This is a genomic window from Nocardioides convexus (assembly GCF_011090295.1).
In genome coordinates this window covers 1,033,035-1,059,343 of sequence record NZ_JAAMYA010000001.1, presented here as the reverse complement: position 1 = coordinate 1,059,343, position 26,309 = coordinate 1,033,035, and the positions used below count along the sequence as shown (strand labels likewise).

Genomic DNA, 26,309 nt, shown 5'->3' with positions numbered 1-26,309 from the left:
GGTCGGCCTGGCCGAGCGGCGCGATCAGGCTGGCCCCAGCGCCACGGGCCGCCCAGAAGCGCGGAGGCGAAGGAGGACCCCACCATCTCCCGGGCCAGCGGGCCCGCCTGCTCGGGCGCGGCGGTGTCGGAGATCTGCGGGACGTGGGCGAGGTAGACCGCGAGGTAACCGCCCGCGGCCGCTGTCGCGACCACGACGACCGGCCAGTGCCGGCGGACGATCGTGACGACCCGGCGCACCGGTCCGCCGGTCGCGAAACAGCCCACCGCCACGAACGCCAGCGTCGGGAGGACCAGCAACGTCTTGACGTAGCAGCACAGCCCGAACGCGAGCGCCAGCGCGACCACCGCCAGCCATCGCCGGCCCTCGCCGCGCAGGTAGCGCACCCACGCCGCGACCGCCACGAAGAAGACCGCCTGCAGCGGGAGCCTGGTTGAGCGCCGCGGCCCACCACACGAACGCCGGCACGGTCATCGCGGTCGTGAGGTACAGCGCGAGCACGGCCAGCGTGCGCCGGCGCCAGCCGAAGAGGGTGAGCAGGAACCAGAGACAGGCCAGCGCGGCGACGCTCGCCATGAGCAGCGACATCAGCGCCAGCAACGGCCAGGCTCAACGACTCCGGCCGGGCGCCGATCCAGGCGAGCAGCCGCCCCCAGGGCATGAGCCTGGGCGTCGTACGGCTCCAGGAGACGAGAGCCCAGCGAGCCCCCGCGCGCCTCGTCGACGAGCCGGTAGTCGTCGACGTAGAACCACGCGCCGAGCACCACCCAGGCGCGGAACGCGAGGTGCGCCCCGACCATCGCGAGCGCCACGGCGAGGTAAGGCCGGGGTCGCGCTGCGGGGGTGGTCGGGGACGGCACGGCAGGACTATCGCACGCGGGGCGGCGCGGCCGGGCACGTGCGGCTTCGGCGTCGTGTGGGTGAAGAGTCGGCGAACAAGTGTGACGCGTGCCATAATGCGATCGAGGTCACGCTGAGGGAGGGGTGGCCGGTTTCCTTGGGAGGGGAAAACCGCTATGCGCAAGGCTCTTGCGCCGGCACTGGTGGGAATCGGAGCATTCCTGCTGATCGCCGGCATTCTCGCAATGGTCTGGGCCCCGGGGGCCGTCAAGAAGACCCCGCTCGACGTCAACACGACGACCCGGCTGACCGGCGAGGCGGCGAAGATCGACACCTCGGGTGAGATGGTCTCCAAGCCGATCTACGCCCAGAACATCACCCGCGTGGACTCCGAGGCGTCCACCGACGACACCGCCGTGTGGAGCCAGAACTCCTGCGTGGCGTTCGGCGCCGGCGGCGACTGCTTCGCCAAGGACGACCCCAACAAGGTCATCGTGCCCGAGGACGAGTCTGGTCACCGCGAGCTCGTCGGTCTTCGGCACCGACCGGGTCTCCGCCGAGGGACTGCCGGCGAGCAAGGCTGCCGAAGGGCGTCGCCACGGCCGGTGGCACCACGACCAAGGGCATCGTCAACAAGTTCCCCTTCGACACGAAGAAGAAGGACTACACCTACTGGGACGACACCGTCGGCCAGGGCCTGGACGCGAAGTTCGACCGCGTCGAGAAGCCTGCGCGGCCACGAGACCTACGTGTTCAAGGTCGAGGTCTCCAAGGCCCCGATCGAGGTCGCCGAGGACACCCCCGGCACCTACAGCGACACCAAGGAGATCTACGTCGACCCGGCCACCGGCTCGATCATCAACCAGACCGAGCAGCAGCAGCGCTGGCTCGACGACGGCACCCAGGTGCTCGACCTCAAGATCGGCTTCACCGACGACCAGGTCAAGACCAACGTCGACGAGGCCGAGAGCAACGGCCGGAACCTGACGCTGATCACCACCGTCGTCCCGCTGGTCGGCCTCATCGGTGGCGTCGTCCTGGTCGCGGCCGGCCTCCTGCTGGCCCGCCTCGGTGGCGGCGCCCGCAAGCGCGACGACGCCGACCGCCCGCTGGTCAGCGCCTGAGCGCACCCGCTCGACACGAGACCCCGGCCCCGCGAGATCCTCGCGGGGCCGGCTTCTTCTCTCGGTCCTACGATCGGTCCGTGCCCCGGTTCCAGGCTCCGCACCCGCATCGCCGCCCCGCCGGCGGACTGCTTCGCGCTGTCGTTGACCGTCGAGGCGCACACGGCGTCGCTGGACCACTCCCGCGAGCGGGCCGTCGCCGGCCGGACGTCGGGACGGATGGAGCCTGGGGGAGACGGTGACCTGGCGGGCGACCCACTTCGGCGTCCCGTTCCGGATGACCGTCGCCATCACGGCGTACGACGCCCCGCACCGCTTCGTCGACGAGCAGGTCCGCGGCCCGTTCGGCCACTGGCACCACGAGCACCTCTTCGAGCCGCTCGCGGCGGGCGGCACGCTGATGACCGACGAGGTCTCGTTCCGCTCGCCGCTGGGCCCGCTGGGTCGCGTCGTCGACGCCGCCGTGCTGGCGCGCTACCTCGAGCGGCTGGTCGAGCAGCGCAACACCTGGCTCCGCACGACGCTCGAGACCTGAGGATCAGCCGGCCAGGTCGGCGCCGAAGATGGCCGTGCCGGGGGTCAGCACGCCACGCACCCGGGACCAGCCGCCCCACAGCCGCTCGTGGTCGGCCGGCCACTGCGGCTCCAGCAGGGTGGTGATCCGGAAGTCGTGGCCGGCGAGCAGGGCGACCCAGTCGCCCAGGGTGCGGTGGTGCTCCACGTACGCCGTCCTGCCGGTCTCGTCGTCCACCTCGACGTAGGGCGTGCGGTCCCAGTAGGACTGGGTGGCGGTGAGGCCGTCCTCGGTGGGGTCGTCGGGGAACATCCACCGGGTGGGGTGGGTGATGGAGAAGGCGAACCGGCCGCCGGGGCGCAGCACGCGCGCGGTCTCGGCGACGGCCCGCTCGATGTCGGCGACGAACTGCAGCGCGCCGAAGGAGGAGAAGACGACGTCGAAGGAGTCGTCGGCGAAGGGCAGGTGGGTGGCCGTGCCCCGGACGCTCGGCACGACGACCCCGGTCATCTCGTCGATCCGGCGCGAGTGCTGCAGGCGACGGTGGGACAGGTCGAGCCCGAAGGAGCGCCCGCCCTGGCTGCGGATCCAGCGCGAGCACTGCCCGGCGCCGGAGCCGACCTCGAGCACGTCGCGGCCGGCGAGCGGGCCGAGGATCCCGGCGGAGGCCTCGGTCAGCCCCTCGGGACCCCACAGGAAGCCGACGTCGCCGAGGAACTCCCCGTGCGTGGCCTGGTACTCGTCGGCGTACCGGTCCCAGTCGGCGCCGTTGGCGCCGCGGGACTCCGTCTCGTCGGCGTCACGGCGATGGGCCGTGACCGGGCGCTGCGGCCATTCCTGCACGGTCCCCGAGCGTAGTGCCGTGAGTTGGACCCGCGAGCACCGGGACAGGTACCCTGGCATGTCTGCGTCCTGACAGGTCGCTGACCCGTGCGCCCATCCGGGGCGGCGCGGACCCTCTACATCTGCCCATCCAAGGACTGTCCTTCTCTATGACCAGCACCCTCTCGACCCCGCTCTCGAGCCACTACGACGACAACGCGCCCCAGGTCGCGATCAACGACATCGGCTCCGAGGCGGACTTCCTGGCCGCTATCGACCAGACCATCAAGTACTTCAACGACGGCGACATCGTCGACGGCACCATCGTCAAGGTGGACCGTGACGAGGTCCTGCTCGACATCGGCTACAAGACTGAGGGCGTCATCCCCTCGCGCGAGTCTGTCGATCAAGCACGACGTCGACCCGTCCGAGGTCGTCCAGGTGGGCGACAAGGTCGAGGCCCTGGTCCTCCAGAAGGAGGACAAGGAGGGTCGCCTGATCCTGTCCAAGAAGCGCGCGCAGTACGAGCGCGCCTGGGGCACGATCGAGGAGATCAAGGAGGCCGACGGCGTCGTCGAGGGCACCGTCATCGAGGTCGTCAAGGGCGGCCTCATCATCGACATCGGCCTCCGCGGCTTCCTCCCCGCGTCGCTGGTCGAGATGCGCCGGGTCCGCGACCTGCAGCCCTACGTCGGCCAGACGCTCGAGGCGAAGATCATCGAGACTCGACAAGAACCGCAACAACGTGGTCCTGTCCCGCCGCGCCTGGCTCGAGCAGACCCAGTCCGAGGTGCGCCACGGCTTCCTCACCCAGGCTCCAGAAGGGCCAGATCCGCAAGGGTGTCGTGTCCTCGATCGTCAACTTCGGTGCGTTCGTGGACCTCGGCGGCGTCGACGGTCTCGTCCACGTCTCGGAGTCTGTCCTGGAAGCACATCGACCACCCGTCCGAGGTCGTCACCGTCGGTGACGAGGTCACCGTCGAGGTCCTCGACGTGGACATGGACCGCGAGCGCGTCTCCCTGTCGCTGAAGGCGACCCAGGAGGACCCGTGGCAGCACTTCGCGCGGACCCACCAGATCGGTCAGATCGTGCCCGGCAAGGTCACCAAGGCTCGTCCCGTTCGGCTCGTTCGTGCGGGTCGAGGAGGGCATCGAGGGCCTGGTCCACATCTCCGAGCCTGGCCGAGCGCCACGTGGAGATCCCCGAGCAGGTCGTCCAGGTCAACGACGACGTCATGGTCAAGATCATCGACATCGACCTCGAGCGTCGCCGGATCTCGCTGTCGCTCAAGCAGGCCAACGAGACCACCGCCGCGGTGGACGTGGAGGAGTTCGACCCCACGCTCTACGGCATGCCGGCGACGTACGACGAGCAGGGCAACTACGTCTACCCCGAGGGCTTCGACCCGGAGACCGGCGAGTGGCTCGAGGGCTTCGACGAGCAGCGCGCGGTCTGGGAGGACCAGTACGCCAAGGCGCACGCCCGCTGGGAGGCGCACGTCAAGCAGCAGGCCGAGGCCAAGCAGGCCGAGATCGAGGCCGGCGAGGCCAACTCGTACTCCTCCGCTCCGGCCGAGGACACCACCGGCGGCGGCTCGCTCGCTTCCGACGAGGCGCTGCAGGCGCTCCGCGAGAAGGCTCACCGGCGGCAACTGATCACCTGATCAGCCAGCAGCACAGCACGAAGGCCCCGACCGGACGGTCGGGGCCTTCGGGCATTTCTCGGGGCGTCTCAGGGCTCTCGGGACGTCGGACGCGGAGGGCTCAGTCGAACCAGGCGGCCCGGCGCCGAGCCGAGAGGCCGTCGTGGCGGGCCCAGGCGACGAGCGTGCCGAGGACCGCGATCAGCAGGAGCATCAGGAGTACGGTGGTCATGGCAGAAATTCTGCTCTTGGCGCGATCCTGCCACCAGTGGCAGAAAAGCCGCATTGCGTTGATTTACTGCCACCCGGGTGAGACGCTGTCCGGGTGAGCCTGACCAATGTCGCCGTCCTCGCCTTCGACGGCGTCGCGCCCTTCGAGACTCGGCATCCTCTGCGAGGCCTTCGGCCTCGACCGCACCGATGACGGGGTGCCCGCGATCGACTTCGCGGTGTGCGCGGAGGACGACCGTCCGATCCGCTCCTCGATGGGCTTCACGATCCAGGCCGAGCACGGGCTGGACCGGCTCGCTCAGGCCGACCTGATCGGCGTCCCGGCGATCAAGGAGGTCGACGCCTCGCCGGCCGTCATCGAGGCGATCCGTGCGGCGTACGACCGCGGCGCCCGGCTCATGTCGGTCTGCAGCGGCTCCTTCATCCTCGGTCAGGCCGGACTGCTCGACGGCCGCGAGTGCACCACGCACTGGATGCACACCGAGCGGATGCAGCGGATGTTCCCCGCGGCCAAGGTCGTCCCCGAGGTGCTGTACGTCGACGCCGGTCAGGTCGTCACCAGCGCCGGCAGCGCCGCCGGGATGGATGCCGCGCTGCACATCTGGCGCCAGGAGCACGGCGCCGCGATCGCCAACATCGTGGCCCGGCGGGCCGTGGTGCCGCCGTACCGCGACGGGGGGCAGGCGCAGTTCATCGCCCGTGCCGTCCCCGACTGCGACGCCGACACCCTTGCCCCGCTGCTCAGGTGGGTCGTGGAGAACCTCGCCGAGGACCACGGGGTGGAGGCGCTCGCCCAGCGTGCGCTGATGTCCCCGCGCACCTTCGCCCGGCGCTTCCGCGATGAGACCGGCACGACCCCGCACACCTGGATCACCCGGCAGCGGGTCGCCGCCGCCGAGGAGCCTGCTCGAGCGCACCGACCACCCGGTCGAGCGGATCGCCGGCGAGGTCGGCTTCGGCAACGCCGCGACCCTGCGCCACCACTTCGTCCGGGTGCGCGGGGTGAGCCCGCAGAGCCTACCGCCGCCAGTTCGCCTGCTGAGCACGCTCAGCGAGCGCGGGGCGCGTGGTTGCCGCGCTGCTCCTCCTGCTCGACCAGCGCTCCCAGGTCGCGCAGCCGGTCCAGGCCCTGCACCGCGCGCGCCATCCGCTGGTTGGCGGCGAAGCGCTCGCGGTGGCGATCCAGGAACCACCAGTAGCCCGCGGTGAACGGGCACGCGTCGTCGCCGACGCGGACCTTCGGGTCGAACCGGCAGCCACCGCAGTGGTCGCTCATCCGGTCGATGTAGGCGCCGCCCGAGGTGTAGGGCTTGGTCGCCATCGCTCCGCCGTCGGCGTGCTGGGACATCCCGACCACGTTCGGCACCATCACCCAGTCGTAGCCGTCGACGAAGGCCCGGTGGAACCAGTCGGTGACCTGGGTGGGGGACCAGCCGCGCTGCATGGCGTACGACCCGAGCACCATCAGCCGCGGGATGTGGTGCACCCAGCCGTGCTCGGCCACGCCGTCCAGTGCGTGGCTCAGGCAGCGCGCGTCGGTGGCGCCGGCGTCGAGGCCGGCGAACCACTTCGGCAGCCGCTCGCCCGCGCCGAGACTCGTTGCGCCGGCGGTAGGCCTCGCCCTGGTGCCAGTAGAGGTGCCACACGTAGTCACGCCAGCCGATCACCTGCCGGACGAAGCCCTCCGCCGAGGCGATCGGCACCGCACCGGCGCGGTAGGCCTCCTCCGCGCGCCCGACCACCTCCAGCGGCTCGAGCAGGCCGAGGTTGAGCGGTGCGGAGACGAGCGAGTGCGCCATCCAGGGGTCGCCCTCGAGGATGGCGTCCTCGTGGGCACCGAAGTGCGGCAGCCGCTCGGCGACGAAGTGGTCGAGCGCGGCCAGCGCCTGACGCCGGGTGGCCGGGAAGCGGCGCGGGGCGTCGCGGCCGAGGAAGGCGACGTGCCCGTCGCGCTCCCAGCGGTCGAGGTCGGCGCGCACCTCCTCGTCGATGTCGTCCTCCTCCGCCCACCACGGCTCCGGTACGCCGAGCGTGGCCGCACCCTTCGGCGGTGGCTGCCGGTTGTCGTGGTCGAAGTTCCAGCGTCCGCCCTCCGGCCCGCCGTCGCCGGCGAGCAGCACGCCGTGCGCCTGCCGGGCGCGGCGGTAGAAGTCCTCCATCAGCAGCCGCTTCGGCCCGCGGCCCTCGGCCCAGCGGGTGAAGTCGGCCCGGGCGGTGGCGAAGCCGCGTGGGTCGAGGACGGTGACGTCGAGGCTCGGTGGCCAGGCGACGCACCAGCCCCACCGCGGCGTACGACGTCGGGTGCACGACCTCCACCGCACCGTCGTGCTCCGCGGCGACCCGGCGGACCACGTCGGCGTACCCGCCCTCGGTCCGCACGAGGACCGCGCGCTCACCGAGCTCGCGGGCGCGGTGGCGCAGCGCGGACAGCACCAGGTGCGCCTTGGCGCGGTGGAAGCGACGGCGGGCGAGCACCGCCCGGGACTCGATGAGCAGGACCGGGCCGCGGTGGTCATGGGTGAAGTGCGGGCCCAGGCTGGTCGGCGAACAGCCAGCGCAGCGTCATCCGGCTCAGGGTAGCCGCTGCACACTGGGAGCCATGCTCGTCACCGCGACCGGACCCGCGTCCGTCGAGGACGCCTGGCAGCGCTACGTCCTTCCGGCCCTCTGGCCGCTGTGGGCGCCGCAGATCCGGACGGTGCGGCTCGCGACGGGCACCCCCGACGACCCCCTGGTGCCGGGCGTGCGGGGCACGGTGCTGGGTCCGCCGCCACTGCGGGTGCCCTTCCGGATCCTCGCCGCCGACGACGCCGGGCACCGGTGGGCCTGGCGGGTCGGGCTCGGCCCGCTCGGCGTCACCATGGAGCACGGCGTCGACCCCGGCCCCGCCGCGGTGGGGTGCACGGCGTGGGTGCGGATCCGGTTGCCCGGACCACTCGCGGCGCCGTACGCGCCCCTGGCCCGGCTGGCGCTGCGGCGTCTGGTGGCGGGCTGAGCGGGGCCCGGGGACAGGCCGGGGATAAGTTGGTCGGGTGGCTCGCACCTATCTCGCTGACCCCCACTCCCACGCTCGTCCGAACGAGGTCGTCGTCCGGCATCTCACGCTCGACCTGAGCGTCGACCTCGACGCCCGTCGCCTGGTCGGCAGCGCGACCCTCGAGCTGGAGCACCTCGACCCGGCCGCCACCACGCTGGTGCTCGACACCTGGCGGCTGAGCATCGAGCGGGTCACCGCCGACGGCGCCGAGGTGCCGTTCACCCTCGGCGAGGAGGACCCGGCGCTCGGGCAGGCCCTGCAGATCGAGATCGGCACGAGCGACCGGGTCGTCGTGCACTACGCCACCAGCCCCGAGGCGCGCGCCCTGCAGTGGCTGGAGCCGGCGCAGACCGCCTCGGGCAAGGCGTTCCTGTTCACCCAGTCCCAGCCGATCCTGGCCCGCACCTGGATCCCGTGCCAGGACAGCCCCGCCGTCCGGATGACCTACGACGCCACGGTGCAGGTGCCGCCCGAGTCTGCTGGCCGTCATGAGCGCGGAGAACCCCACCGAGCGCTCGGCGGACGGGCGCTACCGCTTCGCGATGCCGCAGCCGGTGCCGTCGTACCTCGTCGCGCTGGCGGTGGGCGACCTGGAGTTCCGCGCGATCGGGGCGCGCAGCGGGATCTACGCCGAGCCGTCGGTGGTGGAGGGCGCCGCCTGGGAGTTCGCCGACACCGAGCAGATGATCGAGGCGGCCGAGCGCCTCTACGGGCCCTACCGGTGGGGGCGCTACGACATCTTGGTGCTCCCGCCGAGCTTCCCCTACGGCGGCATGGAGAACCCGCGGCTCACCTTCGCGACGCCGACGGTGCTCGCCGGCGACCGCTCGCTGGTGACGCTGATCGCGCACGAGCCTGGCGCACTCGTGGTCCGGCAACCTGGTCACGAACGCGACCTGGAACGACATCTGGCTCAACGAGGGCTTCACCGTCTACTTCGAGACCCGCATCGACGAGGAGGCTGTACGGCGCGCCGTACGCCAGCATGCTGCTGCGGCTCGGACGCCAGGACCTCGCCCGCGCGGTCGCCGACGAGGCGCCGCGCGACACCTGGCTGGAGTCTGGACCTCGCCGGCCGCGACCCGGACGAGGGGCCGACCAAGATCCCCTACGAGAAGGGCTCGCTCTTCCTGCGCACGATCGAGGCGGCCGTCGGGCGGGAGCGCTTCGACGCCTTCCTGCGCGCCTACTTCGACCGGTTCGCGTTCGAGTCGATGGACACCGCCTCCTTCCTCGCCCACCTGACGAGCGAGTCTGCTGGAGCCGTCGGGCGTCACGGCCGAGGAGCCTGCAGGTCGAGGCGTGGGTGCACGGCCCCGGCGTGCCGGACAACGCTCCGGAGTTCGCCTCCGACGCCTTCGACCGGGTCGACGCCCAGGTGGCCGCGCTGATCGCGGGGGCCGCGCCCGAGGCTCTCGACACGACCGGTTGGGTGAGCCAGCAGTGGGTGCACTTCGTGCGTGCCCTGCCCCTCGAGGTGTCCTTCGACGTGCTGGCCGCGGTCGACGCGGCCTTCGGGTTCACCGGCAGCGGCAACCTCGAGATCGCCACCGCCTGGTTCGAGCCTGGCCGCCCGCTCCGGCTTCGCCTTCGCCGAGCCGGCCGTGGACGCGGGCCTCGCCGACTTCCTGACCCGGCACGGGCGGGCGCTCTACGTCCGCCGTGTCTACGACGCCCTCGCCTCCTCCGAGCCGGGCCTCGCGCGCGCTCGCGAGATCTACGCGACCGCGCGGCCGACGTACCACTCGGTGACGCAGGGGGTCGTCGACCGGATCGTCGGACGCCCCTGACATGGCCGCGACGGAGGCGGAGCCTGGCGCAGGTCATCCTCGACCTGCTCGACCAGCGCCACCCCGGCGCGACCATCTGCCCCTCCGACGCGGCGCGGGCCGCCGCCGGCGACGACGAGTGGCGCGGCCTGATGGAGCCGGTCCGTGCCGCCGCCCGCGGCCTGGTCGCCGACGGGGTCGTCGAGATCACCCAGGGCGGCGAGGTCGTCGACCTCGCCACCGTGCGCGGACCGATCCGGATCCGGCGGGTCGCGGACTAGCGGTGCTGTCCCGGCACGCGGTAGCCGCGGAAGACCACCGCCTGCCGGACCCGGAAGCCGAGCCGCTCGTAGAGCGCGATCGCCCCGGTGTTGCTCGCCGCGACGTGCAGGAAGGGCTGCTCGCCGCGCGCGGCGATCGCGTGGGCGGCGTCGGTCACCAGCGCCGCCGCCAGCCCGCGCCCCCGCGCCTCGGGGGCCGTGCAGACCGCGCTGATCTCGGTCGCGCCGGGTGGCCGCAGCCGCTCGCCGGCCATGGCGACCAGCCGGTCCCCGTCGCGCACGCCGACGTAGCGCCCCATCTCGTGGGTGCGCTCCCAGAACGGCCCCGGCTTGGTGCGCTCCACGAGCGCGCGCATCGCGGCGGAGTCCGCCGGGCCGAGTGCGACGACCTCGACGCGGGCCGGCGCGGGCAGCACGTCGAGCACCATCTGGAAGCCGTCGAGGGTGAACACCTGCTCCCACTCCGCCGGCGGCGTCAGGGGGCGAGCCTGAAGAGGTCGGCGAAGGCTCCCGGGCCCAGCAGTGCCGCCAGGTCGGACCAGTCCTCGGGCTCCGGCTCGGGTGGGAGCGCCGAGAAGGTCGCCACCTGGGCGTCGTAGGCCAGCGCCCGGCCCTTGCTCCGGGCGAGGCCGGCATGCCGGGAGGTCAACGCCGCATGGACCGGGTGGTCCAGGCCCGCGTCAGGCATCGTCCGGGCCCATCATGAGCCCGGTCACCCGGCGGCTGAGCGCGAGACCGAGCACCAGGAAGCCGGCCAGCAGCGCGAGCCGAGCCAGCCCGGGCAGGTCGAGCGCGTCGCCCACCAGACCCCCGAGGCCGGCGACGGCCAGCACCACGGGCACCATCAGCAGGCCGGCGACGATCGGGTGCTCACGGAACCAGGCCTGGGTGCGGGTCGGGCTGGGCATGGCGCCATTGTGCCGTGCTCAGCCGAGCCGGCTCCGCAGCACCTTCCCGGTCAACGTCCGCGGCAGCGCGTCCAGGAACGACCACGTCTTCGGTCGCTTCGGCGGTGCGAGGTGCTCGCGCGCGAACGCCGTCAGCACCTCCTCCGTGACCGTGCCGACCACCGCCGCGCACACGCGCTGCCCCCACTCCGGGTCCGGTACGCCGTGCACCGCGACCTCGACCACGCCCGGGCACGCGCCGAGGACCTGCTCCACCTCGGTGGGGTAGACGTTGACCCCGCCGCTGATGATCAGGTCCTCGCGCCGCCCGTCGAGGTAGACGTAGCCGTCGTCGTCGATCCGGCCCAGGTCGCCGACGGTGAACGCGGATCCCCGCCAGGCGGCGGCGGTCTTCTCGGGGGCGCCGTAGTAGGTGAAGCGGGCGAAGTCCGGGACGGTGCACCACAGCGTCCCGTCGGGATCGGCGCTCATGGTGCGGCCGGGACGGGCGCGGCCGACGGTGCCGGGGCGCTCCTGCCACTCCTCGGAGCGGCAGGCGGTGAACTGGCCCTCGGTGGAGCCGTAGAACTCCCAGGTGGAGCCGGCCGGGAACTCCGCGACCATGCGGCGCTTGACCTCGACCGGGCAGGGTGCCCCGGCGTGGGCGACGAGCCGGAAGCAGGACAGGTCCGGCGTACCGTGCTCGTCCCACCACGCGAGGAGCCGCTGCAGGTGGGTCGGCACGCAGAACATCGTGCTCGGTCGCTCGCGCTCGATGGCGGCGGTGACGGTGGCCGGGTCGAACGGTCCCGGTACGACGACGCGCCCGCCTGCCAGCAGGGTGCCGAGCGCGAAGCGCAGCGGCGCGGAGTGGTACAGCGGGCTGAGCACGAGGTTGACGTCGCCGGCGTCGAAGCCCCACAGGTCGCGCTCCTCGTCCCACAGCGCCTGCGCGTCGGCGGGGGAGAGCAGGCCCGACCACACCCCCTTGGGTACGCCGGTGGTGCCGCTCGTGCAGTGCATGGGTCGGCCGAGCGGCAGCCCGGGGGCGGGCAGCCCGGCACGCAACGCGTCCAGGCTCCGCGGCGGAGGTCACCACGCGCGTGGGGGAGAGCCCCGCGAGGATCCGCTCGCGCTCGGAGGCGGTCAACCGCGGGTCGAGCGGGATCGGGAAGACACCGGCGGTGAGCAGGCGCCACACCGCGTCGACGTAGTCGAGGGAGCCGGGCACGAGCAGGGCGACCCGGTCGCCCGCGGCCGGGCCCGCGGTCTGCGTCGCGACGTCCACGAGGTCACAGTAGGGTCATCGCGTGCGCGTCGGACTGACCGGGGGGATCGCCTCGGGGAAGAGCACCGTGTCCAGCATCCTGCGCGAGCTCGGGGCGGTCGTCATCGACGCCGACCAGGCTCGCGCGGGAGGTCGTCGCGAAGGGCACGCCGGGTCTGGCCGCGGTCGTCGAGGCCTTCGGGCCCGAGCCTGCTCACCGCCGACGGCGAAGCCTGGACCGTCCGAGGATGGGCGCGCTCGTGTTCGGCGACGAGACCTTGCGCCGGCGCCTGGAGGGGATCGTGCACCCCCTCGTCTTCGAGCGGTACGCCGAGCTCGAGGCCTCCGCGCCCACCGACGGGGTGGTCGTCCACGACATCCCGCTGCTGGTCGAGTCCGGCCGGGCGGGGGAGTTCGACGCGGTGATCGTCGTCGAGGCGCCCGAGGAGGTCCAGGTCGAGCGGATGGTGCGCGACCGCGGCTGGACCGACGAGGAGGGCCGGGCACGGATCGCCGCCCAGGCCACTGCCGAGGAGCGGCGTGCCGTGGCGACGTACCTCATCGTCAACACCGGGACGCGCGAAGACCTCCGCCAGCGTGTGACGGAGGTCTTCGAGCGACTGGCGGGCTGAGCCCCCGTTCAGGCAGCCAGGTCGGGGTCGCCGAGACGGCGCAGGCTTCTGCAGCGCCTCGCGCTCCAGGCTGGCGCACCCGCTCGGCGGAGATGCCGTGCTTGACGCCGATGTCGGCGAGCTTGTGCTGGCGGCCGTCGGTCAGGCCGTAGCGCGAGCGGATGATGTCCGCGGCCCGGGCGTCGAGTCTGGTCGACCAGGCTGTTGAGCCGGTCGCGGGCCTCCACGTCGAGGACGGTCAGGTCCGGGCCGGGCGCGGTCTCCTGCGCCATCAGGTCACCCAGCGAGGTGTCGCCGTCCTCGTCCACGGGGGTGTCGAGGCTGACGTGCTCACGGCCCCAGGCCATCAGGTCGAGGACCCGGTCCACCTCGATGCCGAGACTCGGCGGCGATCTCCTCCGGCTCCGGGTCACGACCCAGCCTGCCGCTCGAGGGTACGACGCGCGCCGCCGACCTGGTTGAGTCTCCTCGACCACGTGCACGGGGAGCCGGACGACGCGGGCCTGCTGCGCGATGCCGCGGGTGATCGCCTGGCGCACCCACCACGTCGCGTACGTCGAGAACTTGTAGCCCTTCGCGTAGTCGAACTTCTCGACCGCGCGGATCAGGCCGGTGTTGCCCTCCTGGATGAGGTCGAGCATCGGCATCTGCGCGCGGCCGTACTTGCGCGCGATCGAGACGACCAGGCGGAGGTTGGCGTTGATGAACTCGGTGACCGCCTTGCGGCCCTCCTCGGCGAGCCACTCCAGGCTCGGCCTGGGAGGCCTGCTTGGGGGCGCCGCCCTTCTTGCGGCCCACGCGGCCCTCGGCGAGGAGGTGCTCGGCGAGCAGGCCGGCCTCGATGGTCTTGGCGAGCTCGACCTCCCGTGCCGCGTCGAGCAGGGGCGTCCGCGCGATCTCGTCGAGGTAGAGGCCGACGCTGTCGCGCCCCTCGATCTCCCGACCGGTGTTGCGCGTCCTGTTCGCAGTTGCCGTGGCCATCGCGTCCCTCCTTCATCGTGCGGACGGGGACTTCCGCACTTGGTTCCCAACACCAGGGGTCGGTCCCGGATTCCCGGGTCCTTGGTGATGCTCTATCCGCAATGACGTGCGGCATCCCCTGGAAGTTGCGAGAAAAAGGGAATCTCAGCCACTTCTCAACTTCGCAGGTCGGCCTCCGCGAGACCCAGGCGGTCCAGGATCCATGCCAGCGTGAAGGCGCGGTCCTCCCACGCCCGGTACCGCCCGGACACGCCGCCGTGCCCGGCTGCCATCTCGGTGCGCAGCAGGACGTCGGCCTGCGGCGCGCGCTCCCGCAGCCGGGCCACCCACTTGGCAGGCTCGACGTAGAGCACCCGGGTGTCGTTGAGGGAGGTCTCGGCGAGGATCGGGGGGTAGGGGAGGTCGGCTACGTTCTCGTACGGCGCGTAGCCCGCGATCCGGTCGTAGGCCTCGGGGTCGTCGCTGGGGTTGCCCCACTCGTCGTACTCGGGGACGGTGAGAGGCAGGCTGGCGTCGAGCATCGTGGTCAGCGTGTCGACGAACGGTACGCCGGCGACGAAGCCGCCGAACGCCTCGGGCGCCTGGTTGGCGACCGCCCCGATGAGCAGGCCGCCGGCGCTGGCGCCCTCGGCGACGATCCGCTCCGGCGTGGTCCAGCCGGTCTCCACGAGGTGGCGGGCCGCGGCGGCGAAGTCGTCGAAGGTGTGCTGCTTGTGCTCGAGCTTTGCCCTCGTCGTACCAGTGGCGGCCCATCTCGCCACCCCCGCGCACGTGCGCGATCGCGAACGCCGCACCGCGGTCGAGGGTGGAGAGCCGGGCGACGGAGAAGTACGGGTCGATCGAGGCCTCGTAGGCGCCGTAGCCGTAGAGGTGGACGGGGACCGGGTCGGTGCCGGACTCCCCGCGCACGCCCTTGCGCACGACGAGCGAGATCGGCACCTGCGCACCGCCGGCCGAGGTAGCCCACAGCCGGTGCTCCTCGTAGTCGCCGGCGTCGTAGCCGCCGAGGACGGGCGCCTCCTTGCGCAGCACCAGACTCGCCGGTGCGCAGGTCGTGGTCGTAGACCGCGGAAGGGCGGGCCAGGCTGGTCATGCCGACGCGGATGGTGGGCTGCTCCCAGGCCGGGTTGCTGCCCGCGCCGACCGTCGCCAGGCTCGCCGGGGAACTCCACCAGCCGGTCCGTGGCGACGGGTGCCGCCGGGTCGTCGCCCAGGCCGAGCACGCGCACCTGGCTGGTGCCGCCGCTGCGCTGCTGGACCACCCAGTGGCCGGCGAAGGCGTCGACGTCCTCCAGCCGGACCGCCGGGTCGTGGGGGAGGACCGGGCGCCAGCCGGACGGCGGGGTCGGCTCGGCCGGGGCGATCGCCAGGCTCGAACTCCGGGCCGCTCGCGTTGTGGAGCACCAGGAAGTGGTCCCGGCCCCCGACGACCGCGTGCTCGAGGGAGTACTCCACGCCGTCGGTGCGCTCGGCGAAGAGCACCGGCCGCGCGGCCGGGTCGGTGGCGTCGAGGACGTGGTACTCGGAGGTGGTCTTCGAGCTGGCGGCCACCACGACGTACCGGCGGCTGCGGGTGCGCCCCACGCCGACGAAGTAGCGCCCGTCGGGCTCGTGGAAGATCGACTCGTCGTCGGCCTGGGCGGTGCCGAGCCGGTGCCGCCAGACCTTGTCGGGGCGCCACGACTCGTCGACGGTCGTGTAGTAGAAGTGGGCCGGCCCTCCCGGCCCTCCCGGCCCTCCCGGCCCTCCCGAGCCGGTGCTGTCGCCCCAGGTGACGCCGCCCATGACTCCGGTCAGGCTCGTCGTCGAGCAGACTCCCGGGTGCGCAGGTCGAGCACGCGCACGGTGTAGCGCTCGTCGCCGACCACGTCGACGGCGTAGGCCAGCAGCACGTCGTCGGGGCTGACCGAGGACCCGCCGAGGGAGAAGAACTCGTGACCCTCGGCGAGGCTCGTCGAGGTCGAGCAGGACCTCCTCGCCGGGCAGCGCGGGCTCGTCCGGGCGGGCGTCGGCCGCGGGCTGCGGGGGAGTCCAGTCGTCGGGATCGGCCACCGGGACGCGGCAGGTCGCGCCGTACTGACGGCCCTCGAAGGAGCGGCCGTAGTACCAGTGCCCGCGCACCCGGGTCGGCACCGACAGGTCGGTCTCCAGGGTGCGGGCCTTGATCTCGTCGTAGATCTTGGCGCGCAGGCCCGCCAGGTGCGCCGTGCGCTCCTGGGTCCAGGCGTTCTCGGCCTCCAGGTGGGCGAGCACCTCGGGGTCGTCCTTGGCCCGCAGCCAGTCGTACTCGTCGGTGCGGGTGCGCCCGTGCGGCGCGGTCGTGACGGGACGGCGGTCGGCGCGGGGCGGCTGTACGTCGGACATGCCGCGAACGCTACTGCTCGGCCGGTTGCTACTGCTCGGCCGGTTGCTCCGGGACGGGCGGGCGCCACCGCTCGAGCGCCGGGTCGTCGGCGGGGAAGGAGCGCACCGGCCCCGGCGGCGTCTCCGCGGTCTCGAAGCGGACGGTGACCACCCCGCGCCCGGCGCCCCACACCCACCCGCGGCCGTGCTCGTCGTGCACCACGTCCATGCCGGGTGCCCACGTCGTACCCCGTGGGCGGGCGCCGGCCTCCTCGGGCCGCTCGGTCTCCTCCGGCTCCGGCTCCTCGGCCGTCTCCTCCGCGAAGAGGTCCTCCTGGACCCAGTCCGCGAGGCCGGAGACCCCCACCCCCAGCAGCCGTACGCCGCCGGAGGTGTCCAGGTCCGCCAGGAGGCTGGCGGGCCAGCCGGGCGATCGTGGCGGCGTGCTCGGTCGGCGCGGGCAGGGTCGCGGAGCGGCTGAGCGTGGTGAAGTCGTACATCCGCACCTTCAGGGTGACGGTGCGCCCGGACAGCCCGCTGGCCTTCATCCTCTTCGCGACCTCCCCCGCCTGGCGGGTCACGATCGCCTCCATCTGCCGGCGGTCGGTGAGGTCGTGCTCGTAGGTCCCCTCCACGCTCACCGACTTCGTCTCCCGGTCCGGGACGACGGCACGGTCGTCCTCGGCGCGCGCGAGCTGGTACAGCGCCGTACCGAGCGACCTGCCGACCTGGCGCACCAGGCTCGTCCTCGGTCACCCGCTCGAGGCTCCGCGACCGTGGAGATGCCGGCCCGGCGCAGCCGCTCGACCGTCGCCGGGCCGACCCCGGGGATCACCTTGACGTGCATCGGGCGCAGCAGGCTCCCGCTCGGTGCCGGGCGCGACGACGACCAGCCCGTCCGGCTTGTCCAGGTCGCTGGCGATCTTCGCCAGGAACTTCGAGCTCGCCACGCCCACCGACGCGGTGAGACCTCCGGTGACCTCGCGGACCCGGGTGCGCAGGTCCTCGGCGAAGGCGGTGACCGTGGCGACCTCCAGGTCCGGCAGGCCCGCCTGCTCGAGGTCCACGAACGCCTCGTCGAGCGACAGCGGCTCCACTAATGGCGAGCACGAGCGGAGCAGGCCCATCACCGCGGCGCTGGTGGAGCGGTAGGCCTCGAAGCGCCCGGACAGGTACGCCGCGTGGGGACACCGGGCCCGTGCCTCCCGGGTCGACATCGCCGAGCGGACACCGAAGACCCGCGCCTCGTACGACGCCGTCGACACCACCCCCCGCCCGCCGGTCCCACCGACGACGACCGGCTTGCCCCGCAGCGACGGCTTGTCACGCTGCTCGACCGCCGCGAAGAAGGCGTCGAGATCCAGGTGGAGGATCGAGGACCGCGCGCGCACCGTCGTCACGTTAGCCCTCACCACCCCCAGGACCGTCCCCCCTGCTCTCCACAGCCCGCCCCAGCACGCCGCCTCTCCACAGCCCCCGCTCCGCCCGACCCCCCTCCGTCGGGGCCTCCCACGAGCCTCGGCCCATGACCACCACCGCACCCCCTCTCCTGACCGTCCACTCCCACGAGGACCTGATCGCGCTCGCCCCGGTCCTGCTCGGCTTCTGGCCACGCGAGTCGATCGTGATGCTCACCCTCGGCTCGTCCCGGCCCTTCCACGGGCGCCTCGACCTGCCACCGCGCGACCGGCTCGCGCATGCCGGCCCGCACCTGTTCGACGATCCGCTGCTGCACCCGGCGCTCCGGCACGGCGCCCGCGCCGTGGTGCTGCTCTACTTCACCGCCGACCACTCCACGGCCCTCGCCGCCCACGCGGTGCTCCGGGCCGGATGTGCGCGTCTCGGGCTGCCGATCGCGATCGCGGTCGTCGCCGACGGTTCCCGGTGGGCCGACCTCGAGGACACCGGCGGGGCCCCACCCGTGGCCTACGACGCCGCCGGGCACCCCTTCGTCGTCGCGGCGCTGGCCTCCGGCCGTCTCCGCCACGCCAGCCGTGCGGACCTGGTGGCCTCGCTGGAGCCCGACCCCGCGGCGCTCGACGCCGTCCTCGACGCACTGGTCGACGCCGGTCACGCTCCCGGCTCGGCTGACGGACTGCCGCTGGGTGGCCGGGCGGTGCGTGCGCAGGGCGACTGGGTGGTGGAGACCGTGGCGAGAGGCGTCTCGGACGACGGTCCGCCCGGGCCAGCCGTCGTGGCGCGACTGGTCCGGATGCTGCAGGTGCCCCGGGTGCGCGATGCCGCCTGGTCCTCGATCGACCGAGCCGGGGCCGGCGGCCACGTCCGGTTCTGGACGTCGGTGCTGCGCGCCACGCCCGACGAGCTCGCCGCGCCACCGGCCACCCTGCTCGGCTGGGCGGCCTGGCAGGACGGCGACGGAGCCCTCGCCTGGTCGGCACTGGCCCGCGCCGCTCGCGGGGACCCGGGCTACCCGCTCGCCGCCGACCTCGCCCGGCTTGCTGCACCACGCGGTCCCGCCCGAGGTGTGGCCCGGCGGGTTCGACTGGACGCTCGGCCTCCCGTGCGGAGGTTCCTACTAGTGTCGGGCCATGGGTGATGAGGTCGCCGCACAGGAATTCACGCCTGCCGACCGGACGCGCTACCGGGAGAAGGTCCGGCGCTGTCTCGACGTCTTCGAGCGGATGCTGCGCGAGTCCGCCTTCGACACCGACGATCCGTGGACCGGCATCGAGGTCGAGACTCAACCTCGTCGACGAGGCGGGCGACCCGGCGCTGCGCAACGACGAGGTGCTGCGTGCCATCGACGACCCCGGCTTCCAGACCGAGACTCGGCCAGTTCAACATCGAGACTCAACCTGCCCCCGGGCCCGCTCGCCGACGGTGGGCTGATCGCCTGCGAGGAGCGCCTGCGGGACAGTCTCAACACCGCCGAGGAGCGAGCGGCCGCGCTGGGCGCCCACCAGGTGATGATCGGGATCCTGCCGACCCTGGCTCCCGAGCACCTGGCCGACGACGCGATCAGCGCCAACCCGCGCTACCGGCTGCTCAGCGAGCAGATCCTCGGCGCGCGCGGTGAGGACATCACGATCGACATCCACGGCGTCGAGCGGCTGCGCACGACGGTCGACACGATCATGCCGGAGGCGGCGTGCACCAGCACGCAGTTCCACGTCCAGGTCAGCCCGGAGCGGTTCGCGTCGTACTGGAACGCGGCGCAGGCGATCGCGGGGGTGCAGATCGCGGTGGGTGCCAATGCGCCGTACCTGCTGGGGAAGAACTTGTGGGCCGAGACCCGCATCCCGCTGTTCGAGCAGGCGACCGACACCCGGGGCGAGGGGTCTCAAGGTGCAGGGCGTGCGTCCGCGGGTGTGGTTCGGCGAGCGCTGGATCACCTCGGTCTTCGACCTGTTCGAGGAGAACGTGCGGTACTTCCCGCCGCTGCTGCCGGTCATCGACGAGGAGGACCCGCTCACGGTCCTGGAGGCGGGCGGTACGCCGAACCTCTCCGAGCCTGCGGCTGCACAACGGCACGATCTACCGCTGGAACCGGCCGGTCTACGACGTCGCCGGTGGCCTGCCGCACCTACGGGTGGAGAACCGGATCCTCGCCGCCGGGCCGACCGTGGTCGACACGGTGGCGAACGCCGCCTTCTTCTTCGGACTGGTGCGCGCGCTCGCGGAGAACGAGCGGCCGCTGTGGTCGCAGATGTCGTTCAGCGCGGCCGAGGAGAACTTCCACACCGCGGCCCAGCACGGCATCGACGCCGAGGTCTACTGGCCCGGCCTGGGCCGGGTCCAGGCGACCGAGCTCGTCGTGCGCCGGCTGCTGCCGCTGGCGCACGAGGGCCTCGCCGCGTGGGGCGTGGGTGCGGAGGAGGCCAGCCGGTACCTCGACGTGATCGAGCAGCGCTGCCTGCAGCACACCAACGGCGCGGCGTGGTTCACCCGGCAGATGCAGCAGCGACACGACGAGGACCGGTACGACGCGCTGCGCGCCGTCCTGGGGGAGTACCGCGCCCGGATGCACGAGAACGAGCCCGTCCACCGCTGGTGAGGCCGCGGGTCGGCCGGCTCACCCGCGTCCTGCCGGGGAAGCGGGCTCGGTGGCAGCCGGCGGCCGCACCCGTGCCCAGGACTGGCCGGCGCCCGAGCGGGGGTCGTGCCAGGCGCGCCGGGTGATGACGACGAGGTCCGGGCGCACGCCCAGGCTCACCGGCGGCGTGCCCGACGGCCGCTGCCCAGGCGAGGTCCTCGGTGTCGGTGTCGCCGGCCATCCGGGTCAGCCAGACCAGCGGGACCGCACCGGTGTCGATGCTGTGCCGGGCCATCGCCTCGACGATCTCCACTCGCAGAGCGAGGTCGAGGTCCACCTCGGGGCGCACCTCGAAGGTGCGGTCCAGGCCGCCGGGGATGCCGACGTGCAGGACCGTGGGGAAGCGACGGCGCCGCTCCGTCCGCGCGTGCTGGTGCACCGCCCCCCGCAGCACCCGGCGCAACAGCAGGGGCAGCGGCTCGTGGAGGCCCGGACCGGTGGTCATGGTCAGCAGCCTGCCTGATTCCGGCGGCCCGCGCGGACCTCCTCCACAGGGCCCGGGGGAGCGCGGGGATAGGTTGCCGGCATGACCTCGCCCCTGATCGACGCCACGGAGCCTGGCGGAGCGGCTCGCCGACGTGACCGTGCTGGACGTGCGCTACCGGATGGGCGGGCCCGACGGGCGCGAGGAGTTCGCGGGGGGCCACGTCCCCGGGGCGTCGTACGTCGACCTGGGGACGGCGCTGGCCGCCGCACCCGGACCGCGGGGTCGTCACCCGCTGCCGGACGAGGGCGACTTCGTCGCGGCCATGCGGGCGGCGGGGGTGAGCGACGGCCGGCCGGTGGTGGTCTACGACGACTGGGCCGGGCACGCCGCGGCCCGGTGCTGGTGGCTGCTGCGCTTCTTCGGCCACCCCGACGTCCGGGTGCTCGACGGTGCCTGGCCCGCGTGGCGCGGGGCCGGGCTCCCGGTCGAGCAGGGCACGGGCGGGCCGCGGGAGCCGGGGGACTTCACGGCTGCGACGGCACCTGCGATGCCCGCGGTCGGCGTGGACGCGGTGCGCGGCGTGGAGGTGCTGATCGATGCCCGGGCGGCGCAGCGGTACCGCGGCGAGGTCGAACCGATCGACCCTGTCGCCGGTCACGTTCCCGGCGCGCGGAACGTGCCGACGACGTGCAACCTCGGCGCGGACGGCCGCTTCCGCGCGCCCGCGGAGCCTGGCCGGGGTCTACGCCGAGGTCGGGGCGGTGCCCGGTGCCGACGTCGCGGTCTACTGCGGCTCCGGGGTGACCGCGGCCCACGACGTGCTCGCGCTGGAGATCGCCGGGGTGCGCGCCGCGCTGTACCCGGGCAGGCTGGAGCGAGTGGGTCGCCGACCCGAGTCGCCCGGTCGAGACGGGCGAGCCGGGGGAGCGCGCCTAGCGCCTCACCAGTGCACGCCGCGGAAGAGGCTGGGCGAGCAGCATCTGCTCGGTCTCCCGGTGGTTCGCGGCGGGGGCCTCCTCGGCGGCGGCTGCTGCCTGCGAGGTGGGCTTCTGGCCCTTCGCGGCCGCCGAGTCCGGGAAGACCTGGTAGGCGAGGTTGAGCACCCGGAAGGCGGTGCGCGGGGCGATCGTGTGGGCCAGTCTCGCCCGCCGTGCCGAGGGCGGTGTTGATCTCGTGCGGCTTGTCGACCATCGCCTTGATCACCACGTCCGCGGCCTGCGCGGGGGAGATGGTGGGGAACTTGTCGTAGATCTTCGTCGGGGCGATCATCGGCGTCCGCACCAGCGGCATGTGCACGTTGGTGAAGGTGATGCCGTGGCCCACCACCTCCGAGGACACGACATTGCTCCAGGCGTCGAGCGCGGCCTTGGAGGCGACGTACGCCGAGAAGCGGGGCGGGTTCGTCTGGACGCCGATCGAGGAGATGTTCACGATGTGCCCGGAGCGCTGGTCGTGCAGACTGCGGCATCAGCCCCATGACCAGGCGGATCGCGCCGAAGTAGTTGGTCTGCATGGTCCGCTCGAAGTCGTGGAAGCGGTCCTGGGAGAGCCTTGAGCGAGCGGCGGATCGAGCGCCCCGCGTTGTTGACGACGTAGTCCACGCTCGGTAGGCTCGGCGACCAGTCTGCTCGCACAGCCGGTCGATCGCGGTCAGGTCCGAGAGGTCGCACGCGAAGACGTGCGCCTGCCCGCCGCGGGCCTCGATGTCGGCCTTGGTCTCCTCGAGCTTCTCCTTGCCGCGGGCGACGAGCACCGGGATGCCGCCGGCCTGGGCGACCTTGAGCGCGACCACCTTGCCGATGCCGGAGGAGGCGCCGGTGATGACGACGGTCTTGTCCTTCAGCGCGGCACGCGCCTTGGGGTCGCGGCCGACGGTGTTGTCGAGGTTCTCCTCCCAGTAGGACCACAGCGAGCGGACGTAGGTCTCCAGCGGCGGCACGCTGATCCCGGAGCCGGCGAGCGCCTTCTCGGTGATCCGCGAGTCGAAGACCGACGGGAAGGAGCCTGTGCGCCAGCACCTCCGCCGGGATGCCGAGCCGGCCGATCGTCTGGTCGAGGACCAGTCTGCGCCGGCATGGAGCGGACCACGGCGGTCATCAGGTTGATCGGGCGCAGTGCGCGCGGGATCAGCCCGAGCGGGCCGGCCGTGGTGACGGAGCGGTTGACCGGGGTGGCGAAGCGCGGAGCGCCGGCGGCGGCGCAGAAGGCGTTGATCATCTCCACGACCGGCTGCGGCTCGGGGTTGACCAGGTGGAAGGCCTCACCGTCGCGTGCCGGCAGGTGAGCGAGGTGGTCCATCGCCTTGGCGACGTAGTCCACCGGGACGAGGTTGGTGTCGCCGAGGTCGACGCCGACCAGCGGCAGCCACGACGGCAGGCTGTCGCGCAGTCGCTTGATCAGCGGGAAGAAGTAGTACGGCCCGTCGATCTTGTCCATGGCGCCGGTCTCGGAGTGGCCCACCACGATGGCCGGACGGTAGACCCGCCACGGCACGCTCGCCTCGTCGCGGACGATCTTCTCCGACTCGTACTTCGTGCGGTGGTACGGCGACGGGAGCGGCTGGCCCTCCTCGAACATGGTCTCGTCGAAGCGGCCCCGGAAGTCACCGGCCGCCGCGACCGAGGACACCTGGTGGAAGGTGCCGACCTGCAGCGCCTCGCCGAGGGCGAGCGCGTTGCGGGTGCCCTCGATGTTCATCGCGTCGTTCGTCGCGTCGTCCGCGGTGATGTCGTAGATCGCGGCGAGGTGGAAGAAGTGCTCGACCTGCCCGGCGTGCTCGGCCACCCACTGCGCGTCGACACCGAGCGCCGGCTGGGTCAGGTCGCCGACGACCGGCTGCACCCGGTCGGAGCCCCACTGGCGCACCAGCGCCTCCATCCGCCCGAGCGAGGACGCGCGGCACAGGACGTAGACCGGACCTTCGCGGTGGTCGACGAGACTCGGTGATGAGGTGACGCCCGATGAAGCCTGTGGCGCCGGTCACGAAGTAGGCCATGCGCGAAGGCTACGCCCAAACGAGGGTCGGCGGTCAGGGATGTTCAGCGCCGCTGACACACCTTTTGCGTGGGCCTGCTCGACCTGTCAAGCCTGGTCGGCAGCGCGGCGGGAGGCGGCGCGATGGCGGACTTTGCTGACCGCTCATGCCGCCAAAGACGCGCTCGACCTGTCAAGCCTGGTCCGAGCCGCCGAACATGATCTCGTCCCAGGCTCGGGACCGAGGCGCGGCCACGCTTCTTCTGCACCGGCCGGCGGTGCTTGGCCCGCTCGGCCTCGGCGGCGGCGTCCTCGGCGGACGTCTCCTCGGCGGTGGCGCGGATCGGCTCGTCCAGGGTCGGCTGCTCCTCGCGCTCGCGGGGGGCGCGAGGCTCCGGGATGTCGACCAGGGTCTCGGCGGCCTCGCCGGCGACGAGGCCGAGCGCCTGGTCGAAGGAGTCGCCGAGCGGGAGGCTCCTCGGGCGCGTCGCCACCGAGCGGCAGACTCGTCGGCCGGTACGGCGGCGAGGCGGCGCTCGCGGACCTGCTGGAGGTCGTCGCGGGCCGGTGCGGCCGGCTCCGGGAGCGCCTCGCCGACCAGCCAGCGGGCATCGTCGTTGTCGGAGAGCGCGTAGTTGCCGGGGGCGTCGTAGGTGAAGCGGGCGGTGCCGGTGCGTCCCGCGGCGGTGTAGGCGCCGGTGAGCACCCAGCGCCCGGTCTCGCGGCGGTAGGCGTCCCAGGTGACCTCGGCCGGGTCGGCGCCCTGAGCGCGCAGGTGGGCGGCGACCGCATCCCCGAGCACGCGGCTCTGGGTGTGCGCCGCGGAGCCCTCGCCCGGCGTCCGGCGCAGCGAGGCCTTGAGCGCCCGCGCGGCCACGTGCTCGCGCTCGGCGAGCACCGGCGCGACGTAGGGCATGATCGCGTCCACGGTGGTCCCGGCGGCGGTCGCGACGGCCTCGGCGCTCTCGCCGGCCCGGATGCGGGTCTGGATCTCGCGCGGACGGATGCTGCTGCTCATCTTGGTCTCCAACTGGCCGAGTCGGGTGGTCTCCCCGCGCACCGCGGTGCGCAGGTCAGGGGTGATGTCGAGGGTGAACTCGCTGCCCTGGTCGTCCACCAGCAGCAGGCGGCGGCGGTCCGGGGACGTGCCCGCCAGCGACAGCGCGGTGACGGCGTCTGGCGCCGTGCCCGCGTCGTCCTGCTCGGTCACTGTGTCGTCCTCGGTCGTGTCATGCCTGCTCCGGTCCGCTGAGCCTACGCCCGCGGGTGCCCCGGATCCGGTTGGCCGCGCGGCGTGTGGGTGATCTGTCGACATTTCGCTCACGACCAGGCTCGCCCTGCCCCGGACGTACTGCCAGCCCGCGGCGTCGCGCCGGAACCGGCTCACCTCGTGCAGCGACCGCTCCCGCCCGTCCTCCACGAAGGACGCCCGGAACTCCACGACGCCGCGCCGCTCCTCCGGCCCACCGGCCTGGGTCGCCAGCACCTCCAGCCCGGTCCAGTGCACCGCGGCGTCGAGGTCGAGGCGCTCCGGGCGGGTGGCGGGGTGCCACGTCGCGAGGAGGTACGACGCGTCGCCGACCACGAACGCGGCGTACCGCGAGCGCATCAGGCTCCTCGGCGGTCGCAGCCGCGGCGAGCCCGCGGTGCAGCCGGCCGCAGCACGCGTCGTACGACGCCCCGGAGCCGCAGGGACAGGCGCCGCGGCTCACGCGCCCAGCACGCGGTCGAGGTAGGGGTTGGTGAGGACCCGGTCCGGGTCGAGCCGGTCGCGCAGTGCGACGAAGTCGCCGAAGCGGGGGTAGCGCGCGGCCAGGTCGCCGGCGTCGAGGTGGTGCAGACTTTGCCCCAGTGCGGGCGGCCGTCGTGGTCGCGCACGATCGACTCCATCAGTGCGAAGTAGGCCGTGTGGTCGGCGTCGCGGTGGGTGTGGAAGGCGAGGTAGAAGGAGTCGCGGCCGTAGGAGGTGGACATGGCCACGTCGTCGGCGGGGGCGACCCGGATCTCGACGGGGAAGGAGACCCGCAGGCCCGAGCGCTCGAAGGCCGTGCGGCACGCGCGCAGGACGTCGAGGCCGGCCTCGCGGGGGACGGCGTACTCCATCTCGCGGAAGACCACGCGGCGCTCGGTGGTGAAGACCCGGTGCGCGACGTCGGTGTAGGTGCGCGGGCCCAGCAGCCGTGAGGCGAACCGGTTGGCGGCGGGGATGGCCCGGGGCACCCGGTTGAGCAGCGCGGTCTGAGCGCCGAAGACGGTGTTGGAGAGCAGGTCGTCGTCGAGCCAGCCACGCCAGCGCGACAGCGGCTCGGCGGCCGTGAGGTCGGTGCCGACCCGGGTGTTGCGCTTGGTGAGCATCCGGTCGGCGTGCGGGAACCAGTACATGTCGACGTGGTCGTGCGCAGCGGTCAGGTCGTCGAAGGCCGCGAGCGCGTCGGCCCAGGACATCGGGCGCTCCTCGGCACGGAGCAGGAAGAGCGGCTCGAC

Annotated in this window: 26 protein-coding genes and 10 pseudogenes; 10 read left to right on the top strand and 26 right to left on the bottom strand. The window is 73.0% G+C overall.

The features are described 5' to 3' along the window. Window positions 1-24 precede the first annotated feature (24 nt). Both G5V59_RS07850 and G5V59_RS07845 read right to left on the bottom strand, forming a co-directional pair. Complete coding sequence (locus G5V59_RS07850) at window positions 25-600, bottom strand: hypothetical protein (protein ID WP_278256091.1); 576 nt, start codon at window positions 598-600, stop codon at window positions 25-27. Further along, entirely contained in the window at window positions 588-860 is a 273-nt protein-coding gene (locus G5V59_RS07845; protein WP_278256090.1) for a hypothetical protein, read from the bottom strand. Before G5V59_RS07845 ends, G5V59_RS07850 begins: the two co-directional genes overlap by 13 nt. 156 nt (window positions 861-1,016) lie before the next feature. Here G5V59_RS07845 and G5V59_RS07840 point away from each other — a divergent pair, with 156 nt between their 5' ends. Further along, window positions 1,017-1,964 (top strand): porin PorA family protein, encoded by a 948-nt coding sequence (locus tag G5V59_RS07840; protein ID WP_278256089.1) that lies wholly within the window; start codon window positions 1,017-1,019, stop codon window positions 1,962-1,964. Between the two features lie 226 nt (window positions 1,965-2,190). Then, entirely contained in the window at window positions 2,191-2,499 is a 309-nt protein-coding gene (locus G5V59_RS07835; protein WP_341351152.1) for an SRPBCC family protein, read from the top strand. A 3-nt stretch (window positions 2,500-2,502) separates the two neighbouring features. Here G5V59_RS07835 and G5V59_RS07830 read toward each other — a convergent pair whose 3' ends face one another. Further along, window positions 2,503-3,321 carry a class I SAM-dependent methyltransferase gene (locus G5V59_RS07830; protein WP_278256087.1) on the bottom strand — a complete coding sequence of 273 codons (819 nt, stop codon included), beginning with the start codon at window positions 3,319-3,321 and terminating at the stop codon, window positions 2,503-2,505. 149 nt (window positions 3,322-3,470) lie between these two features. On the opposite strand from G5V59_RS07830, the pseudogene rpsA reads away from it, so the two are divergent. Beyond that, window positions 3,471-4,964 (top strand): annotated as a pseudogene (gene rpsA, locus G5V59_RS07825) (30S ribosomal protein S1). Between the two features lie 407 nt (window positions 4,965-5,371). Continuing rightward, complete coding sequence (locus tag G5V59_RS07820) at window positions 5,372-6,373, top strand: DJ-1/PfpI family protein (RefSeq protein ID WP_278256086.1); 1,002 nt, start codon at window positions 5,372-5,374, stop codon at window positions 6,371-6,373. A gap of 816 nt (window positions 6,374-7,189) precedes the next feature. Here G5V59_RS07820 and G5V59_RS07815 read toward each other — a convergent pair. After that, window positions 7,190-7,690: pseudogene (locus G5V59_RS07815) on the bottom strand (cryptochrome/photolyase family protein); the annotation flags it as partial. 83 nt (window positions 7,691-7,773) lie between these two features. Here G5V59_RS07815 and G5V59_RS07810 point away from each other — a divergent pair. Together G5V59_RS07810 and G5V59_RS07805 are read left to right on the top strand one after the other, a co-directional pair. After that, window positions 7,774-8,169 carry an SRPBCC family protein gene (locus tag G5V59_RS07810; protein WP_278256085.1) on the top strand — a complete coding sequence of 132 codons (396 nt, stop codon included), beginning with the start codon at window positions 7,774-7,776 and terminating at the stop codon, window positions 8,167-8,169. A gap of 37 nt (window positions 8,170-8,206) precedes the next feature. Further along, complete coding sequence (locus tag G5V59_RS07805; protein ID WP_278256084.1) at window positions 8,207-10,261, top strand: DUF3253 domain-containing protein; 2,055 nt, start codon at window positions 8,207-8,209, stop codon at window positions 10,259-10,261. On the opposite strand, the gene G5V59_RS07800 is transcribed toward G5V59_RS07805, so the two are convergent. Genes G5V59_RS07800 through G5V59_RS07785 form a run of 4 tightly spaced genes read right to left on the bottom strand, consistent with a single transcriptional unit; the run spans window position 10,258 to window position 12,171 of the window. Then, window positions 10,258-10,713: a GNAT family N-acetyltransferase gene (locus tag G5V59_RS07800; protein ID WP_278256083.1), complete on the bottom strand. Its 456-nt coding sequence runs from the start codon at window positions 10,711-10,713 to the stop codon at window positions 10,258-10,260. The two genes, G5V59_RS07805 and G5V59_RS07800, sit on opposite strands and share 4 nt — an antisense overlap. Before the next feature lie 23 nt (window positions 10,714-10,736). Further along, entirely contained in the window at window positions 10,737-10,949 is a 213-nt protein-coding gene (locus tag G5V59_RS07795) for a hypothetical protein (RefSeq protein WP_278256082.1), read from the bottom strand. Continuing rightward, on the bottom strand, window positions 10,942-11,169 hold the full coding sequence (locus G5V59_RS07790) for a hypothetical protein (protein ID WP_278256081.1): 228 nt from the start codon (window positions 11,167-11,169) through the stop codon (window positions 10,942-10,944). Before G5V59_RS07790 ends, G5V59_RS07795 begins: the two co-directional genes overlap by 8 nt. 18 nt (window positions 11,170-11,187) lie before the next feature. After that, window positions 11,188-12,171: an AMP-binding protein gene (locus G5V59_RS07785; protein ID WP_278256080.1), complete on the bottom strand. Its 984-nt coding sequence runs from the start codon at window positions 12,169-12,171 to the stop codon at window positions 11,188-11,190. Between the two features lie 420 nt (window positions 12,172-12,591). On the opposite strand from G5V59_RS07785, the gene coaE reads away from it, so the two are divergent. Next, window positions 12,592-13,047 carry a dephospho-CoA kinase gene (gene coaE / locus G5V59_RS07780; RefSeq protein WP_341351151.1) on the top strand — a complete coding sequence of 152 codons (456 nt, stop codon included), beginning with the start codon at window positions 12,592-12,594 and terminating at the stop codon, window positions 13,045-13,047. On the opposite strand, the gene G5V59_RS07775 is transcribed toward coaE, so the two are convergent. The 11 genes and pseudogenes from G5V59_RS07775 to G5V59_RS07725 form a co-directional block, all read right to left on the bottom strand. Further along, window positions 12,980-13,192, bottom strand: a complete 213-nt coding sequence (locus tag G5V59_RS07775) for a hypothetical protein (protein ID WP_278259710.1) — start codon at window positions 13,190-13,192, stop codon at window positions 12,980-12,982. The genes coaE and G5V59_RS07775 overlap by 68 nt on opposite strands. A 109-nt stretch (window positions 13,193-13,301) precedes the next feature. Continuing rightward, window positions 13,302-13,721: pseudogene (locus tag G5V59_RS07770) on the bottom strand (sigma-70 family RNA polymerase sigma factor); the annotation flags it as partial. Between the two features lie 197 nt (window positions 13,722-13,918). Next, a pseudogene (locus tag G5V59_RS07765) lies at window positions 13,919-14,028 on the bottom strand (sigma-70 factor domain-containing protein); the annotation flags it as partial. Between the two features lie 155 nt (window positions 14,029-14,183). Further along, a complete protein-coding gene (locus G5V59_RS07760; RefSeq protein WP_278259709.1) occupies window positions 14,184-14,696 on the bottom strand; it encodes a prolyl oligopeptidase family serine peptidase in 513 nt (170 codons plus the stop codon). A 109-nt stretch (window positions 14,697-14,805) separates the two neighbouring features. Then, window positions 14,806-14,937 (bottom strand): annotated as a pseudogene (locus G5V59_RS07755) (hypothetical protein); the annotation flags it as partial. 180 nt (window positions 14,938-15,117) lie between these two features. Further along, window positions 15,118-15,813, bottom strand: coding sequence for a hypothetical protein (locus G5V59_RS07750; protein WP_278259708.1), 696 nt, complete (start codon window positions 15,811-15,813; stop codon window positions 15,118-15,120). 8 nt (window positions 15,814-15,821) lie between these two features. Further along, window positions 15,822-15,920, bottom strand: a complete 99-nt coding sequence (locus G5V59_RS07745; RefSeq protein ID WP_278259707.1) for a hypothetical protein — start codon at window positions 15,918-15,920, stop codon at window positions 15,822-15,824. A gap of 121 nt (window positions 15,921-16,041) precedes the next feature. Further along, a pseudogene (locus G5V59_RS07740) lies at window positions 16,042-16,392 on the bottom strand (oligopeptidase B); the annotation flags it as partial. A 28-nt stretch (window positions 16,393-16,420) separates the two neighbouring features. Beyond that, on the bottom strand, window positions 16,421-16,738 hold the full coding sequence (locus G5V59_RS07735) for a hypothetical protein (RefSeq protein WP_278256079.1): 318 nt from the start codon (window positions 16,736-16,738) through the stop codon (window positions 16,421-16,423). A 106-nt stretch (window positions 16,739-16,844) separates the two neighbouring features. After that, window positions 16,845-16,964, bottom strand: a pseudogene (locus G5V59_RS07730) (hypothetical protein); the annotation flags it as partial. Window positions 16,965-17,123: 159 nt separating this feature from the next. Continuing rightward, window positions 17,124-17,762, bottom strand: coding sequence for a hypothetical protein (locus G5V59_RS07725; protein ID WP_278256078.1), 639 nt, complete (start codon window positions 17,760-17,762; stop codon window positions 17,124-17,126). Between the two features lie 134 nt (window positions 17,763-17,896). Between G5V59_RS07725 and G5V59_RS07720 the strand changes: the two genes are divergently transcribed. Together G5V59_RS07720 and G5V59_RS07715 are read left to right on the top strand one after the other, a co-directional pair. After that, window positions 17,897-18,928, top strand: a complete 1,032-nt coding sequence (locus tag G5V59_RS07720; RefSeq protein WP_278256077.1) for a DUF4192 domain-containing protein — start codon at window positions 17,897-17,899, stop codon at window positions 18,926-18,928. Beyond that, entirely contained in the window at window positions 18,921-20,231 is a 1,311-nt protein-coding gene (locus tag G5V59_RS07715; protein WP_278256076.1) for a hypothetical protein, read from the top strand. The genes G5V59_RS07720 and G5V59_RS07715 overlap by 8 nt, the downstream gene beginning before the upstream one ends. A 42-nt stretch (window positions 20,232-20,273) precedes the next feature. On the opposite strand, the gene G5V59_RS07710 is transcribed toward G5V59_RS07715, so the two are convergent. Then, window positions 20,274-20,870 (bottom strand): hypothetical protein, encoded by a 597-nt coding sequence (locus G5V59_RS07710; protein WP_278256075.1) that lies wholly within the window; start codon window positions 20,868-20,870, stop codon window positions 20,274-20,276. Window positions 20,871-21,030: 160 nt separating this feature from the next. Between G5V59_RS07710 and G5V59_RS07705 the strand changes: the two are divergent. After that, window positions 21,031-21,264, top strand: a pseudogene (locus G5V59_RS07705) (rhodanese-like domain-containing protein); the annotation flags it as partial. Window positions 21,265-21,506: 242 nt separating this feature from the next. On the opposite strand, the gene G5V59_RS07700 reads toward G5V59_RS07705, so the two are convergent. The 6 genes and pseudogenes from G5V59_RS07700 to G5V59_RS07680 form a co-directional block, all read right to left on the bottom strand. After that, entirely contained in the window at window positions 21,507-22,283 is a 777-nt protein-coding gene (locus tag G5V59_RS07700; protein ID WP_278259706.1) for an SDR family NAD(P)-dependent oxidoreductase, read from the bottom strand. Between the two features lie 91 nt (window positions 22,284-22,374). Further along, window positions 22,375-22,644 (bottom strand): annotated as a pseudogene (locus tag G5V59_RS07695) (short chain dehydrogenase); the annotation flags it as partial. A gap of 47 nt (window positions 22,645-22,691) precedes the next feature. After that, window positions 22,692-23,729, bottom strand: a complete 1,038-nt coding sequence (locus tag G5V59_RS07690) for an SDR family oxidoreductase (RefSeq protein ID WP_278256074.1) — start codon at window positions 23,727-23,729, stop codon at window positions 22,692-22,694. Between the two features lie 289 nt (window positions 23,730-24,018). Further along, the gene (gene sepH, locus G5V59_RS07685; protein ID WP_278256073.1) at window positions 24,019-25,434 is read right to left on the bottom strand and encodes a septation protein SepH; all 1,416 of its coding nucleotides are present in this window, start codon (window positions 25,432-25,434) and stop codon (window positions 24,019-24,021) included. Window positions 25,435-25,533: 99 nt separating this feature from the next. Then, window positions 25,534-25,641 carry a D-arabinono-1,4-lactone oxidase gene (locus tag G5V59_RS36125; protein ID WP_341351150.1) on the bottom strand — a complete coding sequence of 36 codons (108 nt, stop codon included), beginning with the start codon at window positions 25,639-25,641 and terminating at the stop codon, window positions 25,534-25,536. Window positions 25,642-25,724: 83 nt separating this feature from the next. Then, window positions 25,725-26,270, bottom strand: a pseudogene (locus G5V59_RS07680) (D-arabinono-1,4-lactone oxidase); the annotation flags it as partial. Window positions 26,271-26,309 lie beyond the last annotated feature (39 nt).